Origin of the sequence: Pseudomonas sp. RW409, from assembly GCF_003184125.1 — a bacterium.
Taxonomy (GTDB): domain Bacteria; phylum Pseudomonadota; class Gammaproteobacteria; order Pseudomonadales; family Pseudomonadaceae; genus Aquipseudomonas; species Aquipseudomonas chlororaphis_I.
The window spans coordinates 270,306-286,846 of the sequence record NZ_QHHP01000041.1 but is presented as its reverse complement, the minus strand read 5'-3'; the positions used below and the strand labels follow the sequence as shown (position 1 = coordinate 286,846).

The 16,541-nt window shown below is 61.8% G+C and carries 15 protein-coding genes and 1 pseudogene; 7 read left to right on the top strand and 9 right to left on the bottom strand.

The features are described from left to right. Positions 1–17 precede the first annotated feature (17 nt). On the top strand, positions 18–2,126 hold the full coding sequence (locus DK261_RS21725) for a TonB-dependent receptor family protein (RefSeq protein WP_371923111.1): 2,109 nt from the start codon (positions 18–20) through the stop codon (positions 2,124–2,126). Positions 2,127–2,201: 75 nt separating this feature from the next. Here DK261_RS21725 and DK261_RS21720 read toward each other — a convergent pair whose 3' ends face one another. Further along, positions 2,202–2,360: a DUF2986 domain-containing protein gene (locus tag DK261_RS21720; RefSeq protein WP_009048596.1), complete on the bottom strand. Its 159-nt coding sequence runs from the start codon at positions 2,358–2,360 to the stop codon at positions 2,202–2,204. A 207-nt stretch (positions 2,361–2,567) separates the two neighbouring features. Beyond that, complete coding sequence (locus DK261_RS21715) at positions 2,568–3,653, bottom strand: DUF3616 domain-containing protein (RefSeq protein ID WP_110176336.1); 1,086 nt, start codon at positions 3,651–3,653, stop codon at positions 2,568–2,570. 117 nt (positions 3,654–3,770) lie between these two features. Between DK261_RS21715 and DK261_RS33610 the strand changes: the two are divergent. The 5 genes and pseudogenes from DK261_RS33610 to DK261_RS21690 all read left to right on the top strand — a co-directional run. Then, positions 3,771–4,015, top strand: a pseudogene (locus DK261_RS33610) (adenylate kinase); the annotation flags it as partial. A 265-nt stretch (positions 4,016–4,280) separates the two neighbouring features. After that, complete coding sequence (locus tag DK261_RS21705) at positions 4,281–4,856, top strand: hypothetical protein (protein ID WP_110176334.1); 576 nt, start codon at positions 4,281–4,283, stop codon at positions 4,854–4,856. 50 nt (positions 4,857–4,906) lie between these two features. Continuing rightward, a complete protein-coding gene (locus DK261_RS21700) occupies positions 4,907–5,581 on the top strand; it encodes a MarC family NAAT transporter (protein WP_016704553.1) in 675 nt (224 codons plus the stop codon). 134 nt (positions 5,582–5,715) lie between these two features. After that, positions 5,716–7,158: a DUF3300 domain-containing protein gene (locus DK261_RS21695; RefSeq protein WP_110176332.1), complete on the top strand. Its 1,443-nt coding sequence runs from the start codon at positions 5,716–5,718 to the stop codon at positions 7,156–7,158. A 26-nt stretch (positions 7,159–7,184) separates the two neighbouring features. Continuing rightward, positions 7,185–8,075: a DUF2950 domain-containing protein gene (locus DK261_RS21690; RefSeq protein WP_038631924.1), complete on the top strand. Its 891-nt coding sequence runs from the start codon at positions 7,185–7,187 to the stop codon at positions 8,073–8,075. Positions 8,076–8,161: 86 nt separating this feature from the next. Here the strand turns inward: DK261_RS21690 and DK261_RS21685 are convergent, their stop codons facing one another. Both DK261_RS21685 and DK261_RS21680 read right to left on the bottom strand, forming a co-directional pair. Next, the gene (locus DK261_RS21685; RefSeq protein WP_110176330.1) at positions 8,162–9,061 is read right to left on the bottom strand and encodes a DMT family transporter; all 900 of its coding nucleotides are present in this window, start codon (positions 9,059–9,061) and stop codon (positions 8,162–8,164) included. 152 nt (positions 9,062–9,213) lie between these two features. Next, positions 9,214–10,293 carry an SDR family oxidoreductase gene (locus DK261_RS21680; RefSeq protein WP_028682364.1) on the bottom strand — a complete coding sequence of 360 codons (1,080 nt, stop codon included), beginning with the start codon at positions 10,291–10,293 and terminating at the stop codon, positions 9,214–9,216. A gap of 74 nt (positions 10,294–10,367) precedes the next feature. Between DK261_RS21680 and DK261_RS21675 the strand changes: the two genes are divergently transcribed. Further along, complete coding sequence (locus DK261_RS21675; RefSeq protein ID WP_028682363.1) at positions 10,368–10,757, top strand: MerR family transcriptional regulator; 390 nt, start codon at positions 10,368–10,370, stop codon at positions 10,755–10,757. 85 nt (positions 10,758–10,842) lie between these two features. Here DK261_RS21675 and DK261_RS21670 read toward each other — a convergent pair whose 3' ends face one another. The 5 genes from DK261_RS21670 to DK261_RS21650 form a co-directional block, all read right to left on the bottom strand. Continuing rightward, the gene (locus DK261_RS21670; protein ID WP_081001238.1) at positions 10,843–11,538 is read right to left on the bottom strand and encodes a tRNA (adenine(22)-N(1))-methyltransferase TrmK; all 696 of its coding nucleotides are present in this window, start codon (positions 11,536–11,538) and stop codon (positions 10,843–10,845) included. A gap of 142 nt (positions 11,539–11,680) precedes the next feature. Continuing rightward, on the bottom strand, positions 11,681–12,490 hold the full coding sequence (locus DK261_RS21665) for an amidohydrolase family protein (protein ID WP_053268842.1): 810 nt from the start codon (positions 12,488–12,490) through the stop codon (positions 11,681–11,683). Positions 12,491–12,508: 18 nt separating this feature from the next. After that, a complete protein-coding gene (locus tag DK261_RS21660) occupies positions 12,509–13,513 on the bottom strand; it encodes an NAD(P)-dependent oxidoreductase (RefSeq protein ID WP_053268841.1) in 1,005 nt (334 codons plus the stop codon). A 2-nt stretch (positions 13,514–13,515) separates the two neighbouring features. Then, a complete protein-coding gene (locus DK261_RS21655; RefSeq protein ID WP_037005878.1) occupies positions 13,516–14,568 on the bottom strand; it encodes a LacI family DNA-binding transcriptional regulator in 1,053 nt (350 codons plus the stop codon). Positions 14,569–14,576: 8 nt separating this feature from the next. Next, on the bottom strand, positions 14,577–16,517 hold the full coding sequence (locus tag DK261_RS21650; RefSeq protein WP_206425618.1) for a TRAP transporter large permease subunit: 1,941 nt from the start codon (positions 16,515–16,517) through the stop codon (positions 14,577–14,579). Positions 16,518–16,541: the final 24 nt, after the last annotated feature.

Below are 16,541 nucleotides of genomic sequence, written 5' to 3'. Positions count from 1 at the left end.
TGCCTTCGCCCCGTCCCCTGCCCTCTGCCTTGCTGGGCCTGGCCCTTGTCTGTCCGGCCCTGGCCGAAGCCCAGGGCCTGGAGCTGGGACAAGTGCTGATCGGCGCCGAGGAGCGCAGCGGCGAAGACGCATCGATCGAGGAAGCCAAGGCGCGGCTGGCCCAGGTGCCCGGCGGCAGCAATGTGGTGGGCCTGCGCCGCCCGCTGCAGGGCCGCGTGGCCAGCAACCAGGATGTGCTGGCGTACCAGCCGGGGGTCTATGCCCAGTCCGCGGGCAACGAGGGGGTGAAGATCTCGATCCGCGGCTCGGGCATCAATCGCGCGCCGGGCGCCCATGCCTCGGGGCTGTACACCATGCTCGACGGCCTGCCGCTGACCGGCCCCGGCGGCACGCCCTATGAGTTGCTGGAGCCGCTGTGGCTCGACCGCGTGGAAGTGCTGCGCGGCGCCAACGGTTTCGACCGCGGCGCCCTGGCCCTGGGCGGCGCCATCGACTACATCAGCCACACCGGCTACGACGCCCCGAAGTTGCAGGTGCGCTACGCCACGGGCAGCCACGGCTATCAGCAGCGCCAGGTCAGCTCCGGGCAGGTGCTGGGCGACTTCGACTACTACCTGTCCATGACCGACGCGCACTCCGATGGCTACCAGGACCACAGCGCCAGCAAGAGCCAGGGGGTGATCGCCAACTTCGGCTATCGCTTCAACCCGAACCTGGAAACCCGCTTCTACATCCGCCATCGCCAGACCGACAACGACCTCGCCGGGCGGGTCACCCAGCGCTCCATCGAGCACGACCCACGGGCGGCCAACCCGGCCTACGTGACGCGCAACGACAGCCGCGACCAGCCGGGCAGCACCTTTATCGGCAACAAGACCACCTGGTACATCGATGACGATTCGAGCCTCCAGACCGGCCTGGTCTACCACGACTACCCCATGGACCTGCGCGAAGGCCCCAACCGCCTCAAGGTGGCCTACACCGATGTCAGCGGCACCTTCGACTACAAGCGTCGCGACACCCTCTGGGGCCTGGAAAGCCACAGCACCCTGGGCCTGCGGGTGACCAAGCACCTGCCCAACTCAGGGGCCAGCGAGCGGGTGCGTATTCCCAGCGGCAACACCGCGGGTTTCGCGCCGGGCACCCACATGCGCAACTTCACCTATCAGGGTTCGGACAGCGTCCTGCATGTCGGCAATGACCTGGAGATCGCCGACGACCTGTGGCTGACCACCGGCCTGGCCGCCATCTACACTCGCCGCGAAAGCGCCGTGACCTATCCCGAAGGCGGCGGCAAGACCAGCCTCGGCGACTGGGACTATGCGCCGCGCCTGGGCCTGCGCTACCAGCTGACCCCCGACCTGCAACTGTTCGGCAACCTCAGCCGCTCGGTCGAGGCGCCGCATCCCTGGTCGCTGATCTACAGCTCCAACCTGCGCTTCCCGGCCGGCAGCGGCGCGGCCACCGGCACCCAGCGCGACCCGATCAAGTTGCAAAACCAGACCGCCACCACCCTGGAACTCGGCGGCCGTGGCGACAGCGCCATCGGCCAATGGAGCCTGGCCTGGTACTACGCCCAGGTGCGCCACGAACTGCTCTCGGTATTGCCGGACGCCAACGCCACCACGCCCTACGAACTCAACGCCAGCCCCACCGTGCACCAGGGCGTGGAAGCCAGCCTGCAGAGCACCCTGTGGTCGCGGGACGACGGCGGCCAGTTGAGCCTGCGCCAGAGCTACACCTTCAGCGACTTCCATTACCGCGACGATGAGCGCTTCGGCGACAACCGCCTGCCGGGCCTGCCGATGCACTACTACCAGGGCGAGTTGCGCTACGACTGGCCCCAGGGTTTCTTCGCCGCGCTCAACACGCAACTGGTGTCCAAGGTGGCGGTGGACTACGCCAACAGTTACTACGCCGATCCCTATGCGCTGTTTGGCGCCACCCTGGGCTACAACGCACCCAAGGGCGACTGGCAGACCTGGCTCGACCTGCGCAATCTGACCGACCAGCACTACGCCGCCACCGTTACCCCGGGCTACGACGACAAAGGGCTGGACGCGGCGCGATCCACACCGGGGGAAGGCATGGCGATGTATGTCGGGGTGTCGTGGAGCCTGCGTTAAGGCCAGGGACGGCCAGATGTGAGCAGGCGATCCCGTTTGGCGGGCAGCATGAAGCCACCCGGGAAAGCAGCGGTATCAGCTCTCGGAGGAAACCACGGACTCGGGAGTGGATTCGGCATCCAGCTTCAAGCGGTCGGCCTTGCTGATGTATTTGGGCTTTCGCGGTGCCAGCTTGGCACTGGCCTTTTTCGCGTGAGCCTTTAATAGCTGGTTGATTTTCTTGCGACGGTTCATGTTTTTTCTGCTCGGCCGGTAAGTGTTCGAATGATATCAGCTACTGAGTGCATGACCTTGGAGCCCCTGGGCTCCCATCAGCAATAACTTTTTGTAAGTGCTATTCGACATCACCTTGCGCCGGCCGACCAAACCGCCGGTGATAGCGCCGCAACCATAAGCTCGCCTGGGTTGCCATTGAAGTGCCCGATCAGGCCAGATGCGTGACTACTTCAGGATAAACAGGTCCCCTTCCACACTCAGATCGCCCTGTTTACGACGTGGCGCGACAGCGTCGTAAACGATTAGCAGACCTTCCCCGGCCTCCTCAGCCACGTCAAACAGACACATACCCTCGGCATGGTCGTCACCTTGCCCGAAAGGCACATCCAGAACCCTCTCCAATTGCTCCGCAAAGACCACAAGCTCCTCATCAGATGCGAAGCCGCCACGCCAACGGAACACCGTTACCGGTCCGTCCAGGTCCATGGTCGGCCCCGCCAGAATCAACAGATCGTCGCCGCTGACGCACAGGTCTCGCACCCCCAGGCCATTGAGCGCGAAGAAGTGCTTGCGGTAGCGGCGCCCCTGCGGCCCGATCTTCTTGAGCACCAAGGTTTCGCTGGGGTCGTCATTGAGTTCAGGCTCGATCTCCAGCAGCACGGCCCATCCGCGCAGGACCGGCCCACGCAACCCCAACAACAGCCGCGAGCCAATGACCGCCATCCCTTCGATATCGAAACCGTTGTCTTTACCCGGGATGGGCAGAAAGTCCCGTAACTGATCGTCTTTGGCAATTTCCCAGGTCAAGTCGTTGCCAAGCGCGTTGCCACGCAGCTGCGCCGCCGTACGCCCATCGGTATCCACCTTCCTGGCGAGTCCATAGCTGTCGTTCTGCCGTACTACCGGAATGCGGGCCAACAAAAAGCGATTGCCGTCTGCCTCTACCGTCGATAGCCGCTTGATGTTCTTTTGCGCAGGCTTGTCGGGCTCGGCCTTCCTGCGCTTGAGGCTATGGGAGCCCACCACCCAGAGGTAACCATCGTCATAGGCCACCCCCTCGATATCGATCTCGGCGTCTGGCTCCGGTATGGGCAGGTCCAGGTATTCCATGAGCGAGAACGATTGGTGCTCAGCGCAGATCACCGCGCCGCCTGGTGCAGCGCCCTGGATTTTCAGACGCTCCAGGCTTGTGGCTTCATCGTTGGCCACCCACAGTGTGTCGCCAATCCGCTGAGCGACCGAAAGGCCATCGCGCAACGCTGCAAACGCCGGGGCAAAGCTCAGTATCACCACATTGATTCGTTCGCTCATGAGCACTCTCCTGTCAGACGGGGTGAAGCGAACAGGCTGTTGTCGAGGCTAGTGGCTAGCCAACGACAAGCAAGATTATTGTCTAGCACGTTTTTTCACAGGCGCTAGAGCGCTGTTGTTCACCTTGAGAAGCTGGCCGCACGTGAAAAGGCGCGCTTTGGCGATCGCATCGCACCCGGTGGCGATATGCATGACATACACGTGGTCTTTCGCGAATGGGCTTCGCAATATGACAACCCGGATTTCTCCGGACGCACAGGGCGCGACACGAGGCGTGGATAGCGGAGCAAACAGCGCAGGTTTTGCGCGTTGACGGGGCGAGTATTGTTGAAGATATGGCCGCGCAGCCCCTTCACTCCGTGATGCGATCATGTTGCTTCGGGTCGTTTACAGACCTTCGCATCAAGCTGCAATCGGCCCAAGAACTGCCACTCGCCTTCAAGACGAGGACAGAAAGTTCAACTCCAACCTGCTGATCGAAGATCTGACAAAACAGGTGAACAATCCAATCGACACTGTGACCGGGCATCTCGGTAATCAATGACTATGCTTTGACCTAATGTGCAAACCGCTCCGACCGGTAATCCATAGCGCTGTTCTACCAGCCAACACCAGAAAAACAGGCCCATGAAACCGATGCCCTCCCTTGCCGTTGTTGCCCTTGCCTCAATCATGGCCGCTATCGGCTTTACGGCCCATGCAGCCGAGGTGCCGTTGGGTAGCCGTTCCCTGGAAGGTCACATCATTACGCGGGTGCTGGCCGTTGATCCGGTGAATCGTCAGGTCACCATAGAAGACACCAACAAAAGCCCGGTATCCATCCAGCTCACGGAAAAAGCCAAGGCCCTGGGCAACCTGAAGGTCGACGACAAGGTCGATATCCACGTTGTTCGCTCAGTCGCCTATGTGCTCGACACGAATGTCGAAGCTGCACCAGGGGTTAGCGACGAATCAATGACTATCCGTGCCACACAGGACAATCCTGACCCAGGTGGCGAGGCGGTTCGCAAGGTCAAGGTCACGTCAAAGATCACTCGCATTGACTTGGAAAAGCATGAAGTGACCTTGCTACCTCCGGAGGGCGAACTGACCGTCCTGAAGGTCGAGGACCCACAGCTTCAGGCTCGAATGAAGAAGCTCCAGGTGGGTCAGACGATCAACGCCATTTACACCGAGGTAATGAAAGTCAAAACCTCGCGCTGATATGGCTGACAAGCAGAGACCTTGATGAAGGCTACTCCGGACGCTTGGATATGACAGAACTATTGAATGCTATAGCGCTGGGATTACTGGCCTTACTACCCCTGATCAATCCGCCTACAACAGTGGCTTTATTTATTGCCCTGAGCAAAGGCCTTAGCCAAAAAGAAAAAAACAAACAGGCGCTTTCGACTTCGCTTTATGTCTTTCTCATCATGGCACTTACCTATTACGTAGGTGAGTTTGTTATGGACGCCTTTAACATTTCCATTCCGGGCTTGCGCATGGCAGGCGGTGGCATTCTCATAATAATGGGCTTGAAGATGCTCTTCCCGCAGCCTGTCCATGTTTCTCCTGTCGTCAACAGCGCAAAGGAACAGGCCAGTTTTGCCTTTATTCCGCTGGCCATGCCCAGTACTGCCGGGCCAGGAACGATCGCGATGATTATCAGCTCCTCCGCGACCATTAAACACAGCACGTTATTTCCAGCCTGGGTTCTATTAACCGCGCCTCCATTAATCTTCTTGTTTACTTCCATTATTCTCTGGATCTGCTTACGCAGTTCAGGCCCCATAATGAAACTAACAGGGGAGTCAGGCATTGATGCAATATCACGTTTGATGGGTTTTCTACTCGTATGTATGGGGGCTCAGTTCGCCATAAATGGGTCGATAGAAATAGTACAAACCATCATTGACAATAATTTTCATTTACCCCGCCCTCAATAATTCAATCTCCACGCTGCGGGAGGCTAAAGCATGGGTGTCTGCTACCCTTTAGCGGAGTCATCGAGGTCGGCCGTTCTCACTCCCTGACATTGATCCAGTCCTCTCAAGCCTGCCTGACCACATGAGGTGGGGCGATGCGCATTTCATTACTTTACGCGGTGTCGGCTGTACTGGTTCTAAGTGGGTTTTCTTGCCTGGCGCAAACCCAGAATGCGCCTGCAAACACTGCGGCTACAGCGCCCCTGACGGCACCGGCCAAAGATGTCGTGTTCGCCCAAGAGCAGCTGGATCAGATGCTGGCTCCCATTGCGCTATACCCGGATCCACTGTTGGCACAGGTATTGATGGCCAGTACCTACCCCGGGGAAATCGCCGAGGCGGTCACCTGGTCCAAAGCGCATCCGGGCGCCAAGGGCGATGATGCGGTCAAACAAGTGTCAAGCCAGACCTGGGACCCGAGCGTACAGGCGCTGGTTGCCTTCCCACAGGTCCTGGCAACGCTGGGACAAGACCCGGTCTGGGTACAGCGTCTGGGCGATGCCTTTCTGGCGCAACCCGACGATGTCATGGACGGCGTGCAACGCCTGCGGCATCAGGCGCAAGCAGCAGGCAACCTGCAGAGCAACCAATATCAGAACGTGACGGTTCAGGCTGCACCGGCAGCCCCTGCCCAAGCCCCTGCCAACAGCTCCACTACCATCGTCATCGAGCCTGCCGACCCGCAAGTGGTCTACGTCCCCACGTACAATCCGACCACTACCTATGGCACCTGGGCCTACCCTGCTTCGCCGCCCGTCTACTATCCACCGCCCCCCGCCTATTACCCCGGATCGGCCTTGATGGCCGGGCTGGCGTTCGGGACCGGCGTGGCGATCGTCGCCTCGCTGTGGGGCGACTGTGACTGGGACAACAACGACATCGACATCGACGTCGACCGCTACAACAACATCAATCGCAACACCCAGATCAACAGGAACCAGAACAAGTGGCAGCACAACTCCCTTCATCGCGATGGCGTTCCCTATCGAGACAGCAGGAGCCGTGAACAGTACGGTCGACAACTGGACGGTGCCAATCAGCGTGAGGCCTTTCGAGGGGATAATGCCCAACGCGCCCAGGCGCGTGAAAAAGCCCGCAGTTCAATGGACAGGCACGGTATCGAACGACCGGCCACCACTAACCTCCAGGCCCGTGATCAAGCGCGCAGAGCGCAGGTCGATAATCGCATGCAAGCCGGGGCAGACAGACCGAGAGCCTCTGACAGGAACCAAGGTACTGACAGAAACATCCGGGAAAATCAGCAGCCCAGACAACAGAACGCTCAGACGAATCAGCGCCGCCAGGAATTCTCCCAAGCGCGCCAGGGAACGCCAAAACGCCCGACCGCCAGCCCCGGCAGTGCACGCAATAATGCTTTTGCCGGCGCGCGCTCGCCGTCCCAGTCCAACGCCCAGGCCCTCCGTGGCCGAACCAGCCAGGCATCCGCCACGCGCCCCAGTGCTGCGCGATCCGCCGGCCATCAGATCAGCAGGCCGTCCGGTGCCTCCATGCGACAAAGAGGGGGGGGCCGGCGTTGAACACACTTCCTCGAGTGAAAGCATTCATGGGCTCGCTCCCTCGTCTCCTGATGATCAGCGCCAGCCTGGCATGGTCATGCACGGCTATGGCACAGCAGGCATTTCCAACCCCGGAACAGGCCGCTCAGGCGTTCGTCGAAGCCCTGGGCACACAACAGGCCGATCAGGCACGCCTGATGCAGCTGCTGGGTGAAGACTGGCGCAGTTTCATCCCGCGAGGTGGCGTCCAGCGCAGTGACGTGGATGCGTTTTTGAAGCTCTACCGCGAGCGACATTCCATCGAAAAAACCAGTGACCGCAACGCTGTCCTGTCGGTCGGCAGTGACCACTGGACACTGCCGATACCCCTGGTAAAAGCCGAAAAGGGTTGGCGCTTCGACATCAAGGCCGGTAGCGCCGAAATCCGTATGCGGCGAATCGGCAGCAACGAACTGGCCGCGGTGCAATCGGTGCTGACCTATCACGACGCCCAGATGGACTATGCATCAGTGGATCATGACGGTGACGGCGCCCTCGAATATGCGCAGAAAATCTTCAGCACTCCCGGCAAGCACGACGGACTCTATTGGGCGGATGACGATAGCGGTCAACTCAGCCCCTTGGGTCCGCTGTTCGGCAATGCCATCGCCGATGAAGATTGGCATGGCTACCACTTCCGCATCCTCGAGGGACAAGGTCCCTCGGCACCGGGTGGCGCCTACAGCTACCTCATCGGTGACAAGATGAGCCGTGGCTTTGCCCTCATCGCCTGGCCGGCGAAATACGAGGACACCGGGGTGATGAGTTTCATGATCAGCCATGAGGGCCAAGTGTTCGAGAAAGACCTGGGACCCGAGGGTTATAAATTGGCGCAGTCGATGAAGCGCTTCGATCCCGATGACAGCTGGCAGGAGGTCACCCTGGATCAGAAGCCGTAACATTTGCCTTGCTTCAATCGCCCGTCAGCGGGTCGTAGAGGGCATGCTTCGCCTCTCATTTCAACAGGCGGTAATCGGCTGTGGATTCAACCGGTCGAAGAGACGGATGCTTTGCTGCCCAAGCGGATGAGTTCATTGGAGAAACACAGGCCGACGATGATCAGTGCCGCGCCCGCGTACAGGCTTTCGCGCGGTACTTCATTGAGCGCCACAAACGCCAGCAGCGCGGCGAACAGTGGCTCGGTCAGCTCCAGCGCTTGCACTTGGGATGGTTTGAGATACTCGATGGCCTTGGTGGTGCAGAAGAAACCCAGGATTGTCGGCAGCGTGGCCAGCGCCAGCAGCGCGGCGATCGCCAGTGGCGACAGCTCGCCCATCGCGAAACCATCGGCCGCCGCCGGCATCAGCAGGTACAGGCTGCCAAAGAACAACAATTGTCGAGTGAAGTGCAGCCCTCCCGACACCCCCATACGCTTCATGGCAACCGAAAAGGCCCCATAGCCGCAGCCGGCCATGGAGGCGAGCGCAGCACCTTGCAGGGTAAAGCCCTGCTGCAGGTCGCCGCCGAAGATCACCGAGATCCCAGCGATAGCCAGTGCGGCGCCAACGGTAGCGTTCGCGGTGATGGCATCCTTGAGGAAAATGCGCCCCAGAATGATCGAGGAAATTGAGGCACTGGCCATCAGCACCACCACCACACCTGCCGCAGCGTAGTGTTGATAGGCGGACGTTTCGAAATAGAACAGCACAAAGATGCCAAGGAATGCGCAGATAGCCGCCTGAGTCCATTGGGTCGACGCCGCCGGGCGCTTGAGGAAAAACAGTAGGATCGAGAGAAGCACGCAACCCAGTAGGGTCTTGATGACAGCGACACTGCTGGCGGTGAAACCATTACTCATTAGTACTTTGCTGAGTACACCGATCGTTGCGTTCAGTGCCGCAGCGGAGAGTGCAAATATGACGCCTTTGCTGAAAGTAGATTGCATTGATGACGATCCCTGTCGCTGAATGGTCGTTCGATAGAATGCCGCCCTACATCGACGGCGCAAAGTTTGAGGATACGAAGATCCCACCAACACTTACCTTAGGAAAGTCCATTTAATCGGGACTAACGACTTTGTCGCCCCCAAGGAAGAAGTCAGAGGGCCTGGCCCTTGGCTAGGCAATATGAGTTGACGAACGTCGCAGTGTGCTGCAAAGACTGGCGTATATCCGGTTTGGCTATTCCATGCCTGTTGGCAAATTGCTCGACCGCCGCTGTATCAAAACGAGTGGTCTGGATAAAGTCCAAGGCCTCGGGTTTTGTATTCAAAAGCCGCGCGACGGGGGGAATACTCAGTAGCCACTTCAGCAATCGGAGTGGAATGTAATGCTTGGGAGACTTTAAGCCCAAAGGTTGTGCCGCCTGTACCAGGAGTTCTCGCAAGTTGGGAGTCTGGTCATCAAGCGCCAGCAGTTCCTGGCCCGCCATGGCAGGATCAAAAGCACAGACCGCCACCAGCTCAACCAGGTAATCCACGGTGACCAGTGGCAGCCAGTGCTCGGCGGTACCGGGCACTGCGGCCAGCTTTCCCTGCACAAGGTTGCGGATCAGCTCCACCAGCGGCTGACCGTCAAGGATATGCCCCGTGCGGCTGTGGCCACAGACCGTCGCAGGGTGGACAACGGTAATCTCCCCGCCCTTGGCGGACATGACCTCCAGGGTCGCAAAATGCGCCTCCAGCTTGCTCCCCTCGTAACCACCGACCTGTCGGTAGACGGCAGGCCAATTCGTCAGCTCCGGATAACGCGGATCAATTCCGATGCGTTGCAGATGTTCATGATTTTTCAGCATGTAGCCGCCGATCATCACTAATCGGCTTTTTTGCTCAGCCGCCAACCGCGCCACGCGCTTTGCCCCTTCCACATTCACCGCACGAGAATGCTCCACTGAAAGCCCCCATGCGAAGTGGGCGCCCAGGTGGAATATGACTCTGGCATGCCTTAGTACTTCCCGGTCAGCAAGACTCAGCCCGAGGTTGTCCCGTTCCAGATCGCCAGCTACGGCAAATACCCGGGTTGCGCACCCTCCCAAATTGTCGACTTGCTCCCGCAGTGCAGCTAGTCGCTCTGGGCGACGCATCAACACCCGAATGGTGTGACCTTTTGCACTCAGGTACGCCACCAGATGTTGACCGATGAAGCCGGTACCCCCCGTGACAAAGCACTCCACGCTCATTTCCCTGTTCCTTGTTTAAGGTGAGAAATCAAGCGTAAACTATCGACCCAACTCTACAGTCAAGCGGTGTTTTCATGAAAATCGGCGAACTCGAGGCCCGCAGCGGCGCCAGCCGCCATACGCTGCGTTACTACGAGCAAATCGGCCTGATCTCACCGCTGCGGCAAACTAACAACTATCGCGTTTACACAGAGCAGACTCTGCAGGATCTGGACTTTATCCAGCGTGCGCAGAGCATGGGGTTTTCCCTGGGGGAAATAGGCGAGATTCTGGATGCGCAGCGGAACAAGCTGATCGATTGTGCTGACGGCGCCAAGCTGATTGAAAAGAAGATGGCAGAAATCAAACAGAAAATTACTAACCTCCAAGGCATTTATCGGTATCTGGATCAAGAGCGTGCAAACCTCGAAGCCAGTGCTGCCAGGCAACTTGAGCTTCAGCAGCTGAACAACTCTTCCAACTGAACTTCCAGTTTCAAGCATCCGCTGTCTCTACGAATTCCAGGTTGACTCAGAGCCCTCTCGCCTCACGCAAATCCTGGACCACGCCTCAAGCCAGCAACTCGCTGATCCACCGGGTCTGCCGGGCGATGTCCTGGACCTTCTCCTCGGGTACGGCCTGCCGTGCCCGGGCGAAGTGGGCCAGGGTCTTCTGTTTCAGGCGCAGCATGCGTTGCCACTTGGCCAGGAAGGCCGGGCTGCGGGCCTGTAGCTGCAGCGGGCCGAAGTACAGTTCCTCGGCGGTGTAGCTCACCGGCCCGGCGCGCTCGGCGACGATGATTTCGTAGAAAAAGCGGTTTTCCCGCAGCACTTCCTCGCAGAGGATGCGGTAGCCATGCTCCATCAGCCATTGGCGCAGGGGTTGCTCGCCGCCGTTGGGTTGCAGGATCAGGCGTTCCTCGCCATTCAGGCGCGCCTTGCTGCTGTCGAGGATGTCGCGAATGGTCTCGCCGCCCATGCCGCAGATACTGATCGCCGTGATCCCATCTTCCGGTTCGATCGCCATCAGGCCGTTGGCCAGGCGCACGCTAATGCCCGAGTCCAGGGCGTTTTCGCGCACGCTGCGCTGGGCCGCGTGGAACGGCGTCAATGCCACCTCGCCGGCCACCGCCGCGGCGATAAGGCCACGGCGCAGCAATGCCACCGGCAGGTAACCGTGATCCGAGCCGATATCGGCCAGGCGCGCACCCGCTGGCACATGCGCCGCCACGCGCTCCAGGCGCATGGACAATGTCTGTTGGTTCAACTGCCGCCCCTTTTCACCACGAACGTCCGGCGCCTGTGGCCGGATCGGGGCGCGATTCTGTCGGGCAATGCCGCGCATTTCAAATTTATGCGACCAGGGCCAGGGTTCGCGCCGTCCTGCCGGGCACCGCCCGCTAGCCGCCTCAGTCGTCGAAGCCGTAAAGGACCGCCGGGTTATCCGCCAGGATGCGCCGGCGCCAGGTGCCGTCCGTGGCCCAGTGGGACAGCAGGTCGAGCATGGCGCTGTCGCTCGGCCTCGGGTCGCGCCCCGGGTGCGGCCAGTTGCTTGCCCACAGGCAACGTTCCGGGTGGCTGTTGATCAGCGTCTGGGCCAGTACGCCGACATCCTCGTACAGCGGCGCGCCGACCCGGGAGGTTTCGTAAGGCGCGGAAAGCTTGACCCAGGTATTGCCGCCGTCCAGCAAGCGCAACAGGGTCTTGAAGGCAGCATGGCCAACGGGGACCGGCTCGAGGAACTTGCCCACATGGTCGATGCTCAGCCGGCTCGGCAACGCCAGCAGACGCTCCTGATAATCAGGCAGGTCGCGGCCGTCGAGTTGCAGATTGATCACCCAGCCGAGTTCGGCAATACGCCAGGAAATCCTTTCCAGCGCGTCCCAGGGCAGCACCCCGCCCGCCCCCGGCACCATCATGAAACGCACGCCGCGCACGCCTTGCTGATGCAGGCGGGACAGTTCGCTCCAGCGCGTTTCAGCCTTGATCACGGCGATGCCCCGCGCTGCCTGGCCGGCCTGGACCAGCGCATCCAGCAGGCAGGCATTGTCAAAGCCGTACCCCACTGGCTGGACCAGCACCGCGCGCTGCAGGCCCAGTTGCCGTTGCACCCGCGCGTATTCGCTCCAGGTCGCGGTCGGGACCGGCGATGGCGCCGCAAAGCGCCCGGGGTCGTACACGTGCACGTGGCAGTCAGTGGCGTGGCTGGGCAAGGTCATAGTCGCGGGTACTCCTGGTTAGTGGGATTGCAGCCGGAATACATCCCGGGCGCGGTCTGCGCGCGCCAGGTTCACCGCCCCCTGCGGAACTCGTCCTGCGAGCAGGGCCTGGACCTGGCGCACGGTGTCCATGGCCTGATGCTCGCTGGCTTCGGGTGTCAGCCCACCGATGTGCGGGCTGGCAATGACCTTGGGATGGGCGGCCAGCAGCGGCCCGGGCATCTGGTCTGGCGCGCGCCCGACATCCAGCGCACAGCCGCCGATCAGCCCCTGCTCCAGCGCCTCGAGCAGGGCCGCGTCGTCCACCAGTTCCCCGCGCGAGGCATTGATGAAGAACGCGCCGGGGCGCATCGCGCGAAAGGCCTCGCGCCCGAACAGGTTGTAGGTCCGCTCGACCGCCGGCGCGAGGCAGACCACGTAGTCGGCGCCGCCGACGGCCTGCTCGAACGACACCTGTTCGATGCCGGGCTCATCGACCCGGGCATTCGGGTCATTGACCCAGACGCGCATCTGCAGCAGCCGAGCAATGTCGGCCAGGCATTTGCCAATGAAGCCGTAACCGATGATCCCCAGCGTCGCCCCGCGCAACTCCCGCCCCATGAGCACCTGCGGCGCCCTGCCCTGCCAGTAGTCGGCGGCCGCGCGGCTGATGCCCCGCGCCAGGTCGATCATCACGCCGATCACCCATTCGCTCACCGAGCGGTCGAACCCCGGCGTCGCATGGGTGACCAGCACGCCGTGACGGCTGGCGGCTTCAACATCGATGTTGCGGATGTCCACCGCCACCCGGCAGATCGCCGCAAGCTGTGGCAGGCGTTCGAACAGTTCGGCGGGCGCGGCCGCCTCGCGGCTGGCGACAATGATCGAGCAGCCCTGTGCCTGATCGACCAGTTGCTCCAGCGACAGCGGATCGGGCGAATCGTTGAGCCGGACATTGCCCAGGGCCTGAAGCTGCCTGAGCGGCTGCTCGGCGTAGTAATTGGCGCGCACGCCGGGGGCATGGGTCAGGAAGATTTCAGTCATGGTCACGCTCGCTTGTCGGCGCCGGGCCGGGCCACCGAATGTCGGGAAATCAGCATTGGCTGGAACACCAGATTGACGGCGGGCAGCTGTGGGTCGCGGGAACGTTCGACCGCGCGCTGGACCATGATGTCGGCCATCTCGGTCAGCGGCATGGCCACCGACGTCAGGCTGGGGTTGCTGAACGCGGCAATGGACAGGCCGTCCATGCCGACCACCGAGATGTCCTCGGGCACCCGCAGCCCCGCCTGGATGAGCCCGGACATCAGGCCCATGGCGAGCATGTCGTTGACGGTGACTACACCGGTCGGCCTGGGCGTCATCGCCGCCAGATCGGCCGCCATGGCGAATCCCAGGTCGGCAAGCTCCGAATCGCCGAACGTCTCGAGCACCGGGCCTTCGATGACGGTGGCGCTGACCTGCGCGCCCTCCTGCGCGGCGCGCTCGCGAAAGCCCTCGATCTTCGCCGTACGGCTGATGGTCTTGCCGCTGGGCACCAGAAACGCCAGGCGCCGATGACCGTGTTCGATCAAGTGCGCGGCGGCGATATAGCCCGCCTGGAAGTTATCCGGCGACACATGGTCCACCCGCGAGTCGCCGTCCTCGGTGGTTTGCCGGTCGTAACTGACGACCGTCAGCCCACGCTGTACCGCGGCCTCCAGGTGACGCTCGTCGTCCTGGGACGAGACCACGATCACCGAACGCACGCCGAACGACAGCAGGTCATCGAACATCCCGGCCTCCTGCTGCTTGTCGCGATGGGTGTTGCCCAGCAGCAGCCGGTAGGAAAACTGCGCCCGGGCGGCGGCCTCGATCTTCAGGGCGATCTGCCCGTACATCGGGTTGGCGGTGGACGGAACCAGCAGGCCGAGCATCGGCGTATGGCCAGTCTTGAGCTGCCGTGCCACCCGGTTGGGCTGGTAGCCGAGCTTGAGAATCGCCGCTTCGACGCGAGCGAAGGTATCGGCGCTGAGCTTGTCGGTGCGCTGGTTGAGCACATTGGACACAGAGCTGACCGAAACCCCCGCCAGAGCGGCCACATCGTGAATCGTCGTCATGTTTTGCATTAACCCATATTGAAAGTGCGCGGCAGCCACAGGGAAATCGATGGCACCAGGACAATCAGAATCAGCATCGCCGCCAGCAGGCAGAGGTATTTGACCATCCGCCGGGAAACCTCCTCGACCCGCGTGCCGGTCATCGCGCAGGTGGCGAACAACCCCAGGCCGAACGGCGGCGAGAACAACCCCAGGCCCATGGCGATCACCGCGACGGTGCCGAAGTGAAAAGGACTGACGCCCACCTGCACCGCGATCGGCACCAGCAGCGGGCCGAAGATGATCAGCGCCGGCGCGCCTTCGAGCACCGCGCCGAACACCACCATGATGATCACCGAGGTGATCATAAACGCCACGGGGCCATAGTCATGCGCCAAGGCCAGCATGAAGTCGGAAATGATCGACGGAATCTGCAGGATCGTCAGGGCGAACGCCAGGCTGGAGGCGGCGGCGATGATGAACAGGATACCCGCGGCCATCGAGGCCGAGCGCACGAACAGCCTGGCGATGCCTTTGAACGTCAGCTCGCGGAAAGTCAGCCCGCCCACCAGTAGCGCGTAGACCACCGCGAACGCCGACACCTCGGTGGAGGTGGCCACGCCGGAGGTCACGCCCTTGCCGATCATCGTCACCATGATCAGCGCCACCAGCGCACCCCCCAGCAGACGCACGACCGGCCGGCGCGAGGGGAAGGCCAGGGCGGGGTCGACCTTGCGTCCGAAGATCACCGCCAGGGTCGCCAGGCCCAGGGCGAGCATCGCCGCCGGCACGATGCCGGCGAGGAACAGGCCGCCGATCGAAATGTTCGCGACGAAGCCCATGATGATCATGTTGATGCACGGCGGGATGGTTTCCGCCATCACCCCGGAGGCCGCCAGGACCGCCGCGGTCTCCGCCGGGTCCTGTCGGGTGCGGCGCACGGCGGGCACGACGATCCCGCCTACCGCGGCGATATCCGCCAGCTTCGAACCCGACACGCCGGAGAAAAATGCCGTGGCCAGGATAGCGATCAGGTTCATCGAGCCCCGTACCCGGCCGAAGAGCCGCACCAGCAGTTCGATCAGGCGCGAGGACATGCCGTTGGCTTCCATCAGCAGCCCCGCCAGCACGAAAAACGGAATCGCCAGCAACACGAAGTGATCCATCCCGGCCATGACCTGCTGCGAGTAGATCACCATCGGCAGCGACGGATCGCCGATGAAGTACAGCAAGGCGCACAGGGCCAGGACGAAGGCAATCGGTACCCCCGCCAGCAGGCCGCCGAAGAAGCCGCCGACCAGCAGCCCCCAGGGTTGCAGGGCGTAAGCCTCGACCAGGGTGTTCCAGGCATACACCGAGCCGCCGACCAGCAGGCAGCCGAGCAAGGTCAGCCAGGTGACGGCAGTGGCGCCGTTGACGGCATTGGCAATGCCCACCGCCGTCATCAGCAGCGCGCCGACGAAGACCGGCAGCACATTCAGCCACTGCGGCAAGCCCATCGGAGTCACGACGTTGACCGAGTCTTCCAGCAACAGCCAGGACGAGAACGCCAGCCCCGCCGCCGTGCCCGCGACCAACCAGCCCCCGGTCTGCTGCGCGGCCTGCTGCCAGCCGGCGGGCAACAGCGCGCGGAAGAAGTCCACCTGTACATGTTGCTTGCGGGCCAGCACCGTAGCGCCGCCGAGAAACACCAGCATGACCATCAGGCCACGGGCAACTTCCTCGGCCCAGTCCACCGGGTGATGCACGAAGTAGCGCAGGATCACCGAGACGAACACCACCGCCACGTCCAATGCCAGCACCACCGCGCACAGGCGTTCGACCCACCGACACAGCAGCGCCAGCAGGCTGCCACTGCCCGGTGTTGTGGCAAAGCCCCAGTCGTCGGCCATGGCGGCCGCTGCGTGGGTGTGCCCGGGATGTTCCTCTACCACTTGATCCGCGACAGCGAGAGCGTCGGATGAACTCATGGTGTCTGTCTCCTCTTGTTATGG

Coding starts and splice junctions, on each gene's coding strand:
- DK261_RS21720 (WP_009048596.1), bottom strand. CDS start 2,360: ATGAACCGTCGCAAGAAAATCAACCAGCTATTAAAGGCTCACGCGAAA.
- DK261_RS21715 (WP_110176336.1), bottom strand. CDS start 3,653: ATGAGCGAACGAATCAATGTGGTGATACTGAGCTTTGCCCCGGCGTTT.
- DK261_RS21705 (WP_110176334.1), top strand. CDS start 4,281: ATGAAACCGATGCCCTCCCTTGCCGTTGTTGCCCTTGCCTCAATCATG.
- DK261_RS21700 (WP_016704553.1), top strand. CDS start 4,907: ATGACAGAACTATTGAATGCTATAGCGCTGGGATTACTGGCCTTACTA.
- DK261_RS21695 (WP_110176332.1), top strand. CDS start 5,716: ATGCGCATTTCATTACTTTACGCGGTGTCGGCTGTACTGGTTCTAAGT.
- DK261_RS21690 (WP_038631924.1), top strand. CDS start 7,185: ATGGGCTCGCTCCCTCGTCTCCTGATGATCAGCGCCAGCCTGGCATGG.
- DK261_RS21685 (WP_110176330.1), bottom strand. CDS start 9,061: ATGCAATCTACTTTCAGCAAAGGCGTCATATTTGCACTCTCCGCTGCG.
- DK261_RS21680 (WP_028682364.1), bottom strand. CDS start 10,293: ATGAGCGTGGAGTGCTTTGTCACGGGGGGTACCGGCTTCATCGGTCAA.
- DK261_RS21675 (WP_028682363.1), top strand. CDS start 10,368: ATGAAAATCGGCGAACTCGAGGCCCGCAGCGGCGCCAGCCGCCATACG.
- DK261_RS21665 (WP_053268842.1), bottom strand. CDS start 12,490: ATGACCTTGCCCAGCCACGCCACTGACTGCCACGTGCACGTGTACGAC.
- DK261_RS21660 (WP_053268841.1), bottom strand. CDS start 13,513: ATGACTGAAATCTTCCTGACCCATGCCCCCGGCGTGCGCGCCAATTAC.
- DK261_RS21655 (WP_037005878.1), bottom strand. CDS start 14,568: ATGACGACGATTCACGATGTGGCCGCTCTGGCGGGGGTTTCGGTCAGC.
- DK261_RS21650 (WP_206425618.1), bottom strand. CDS start 16,517: ATGAGTTCATCCGACGCTCTCGCTGTCGCGGATCAAGTGGTAGAGGAA.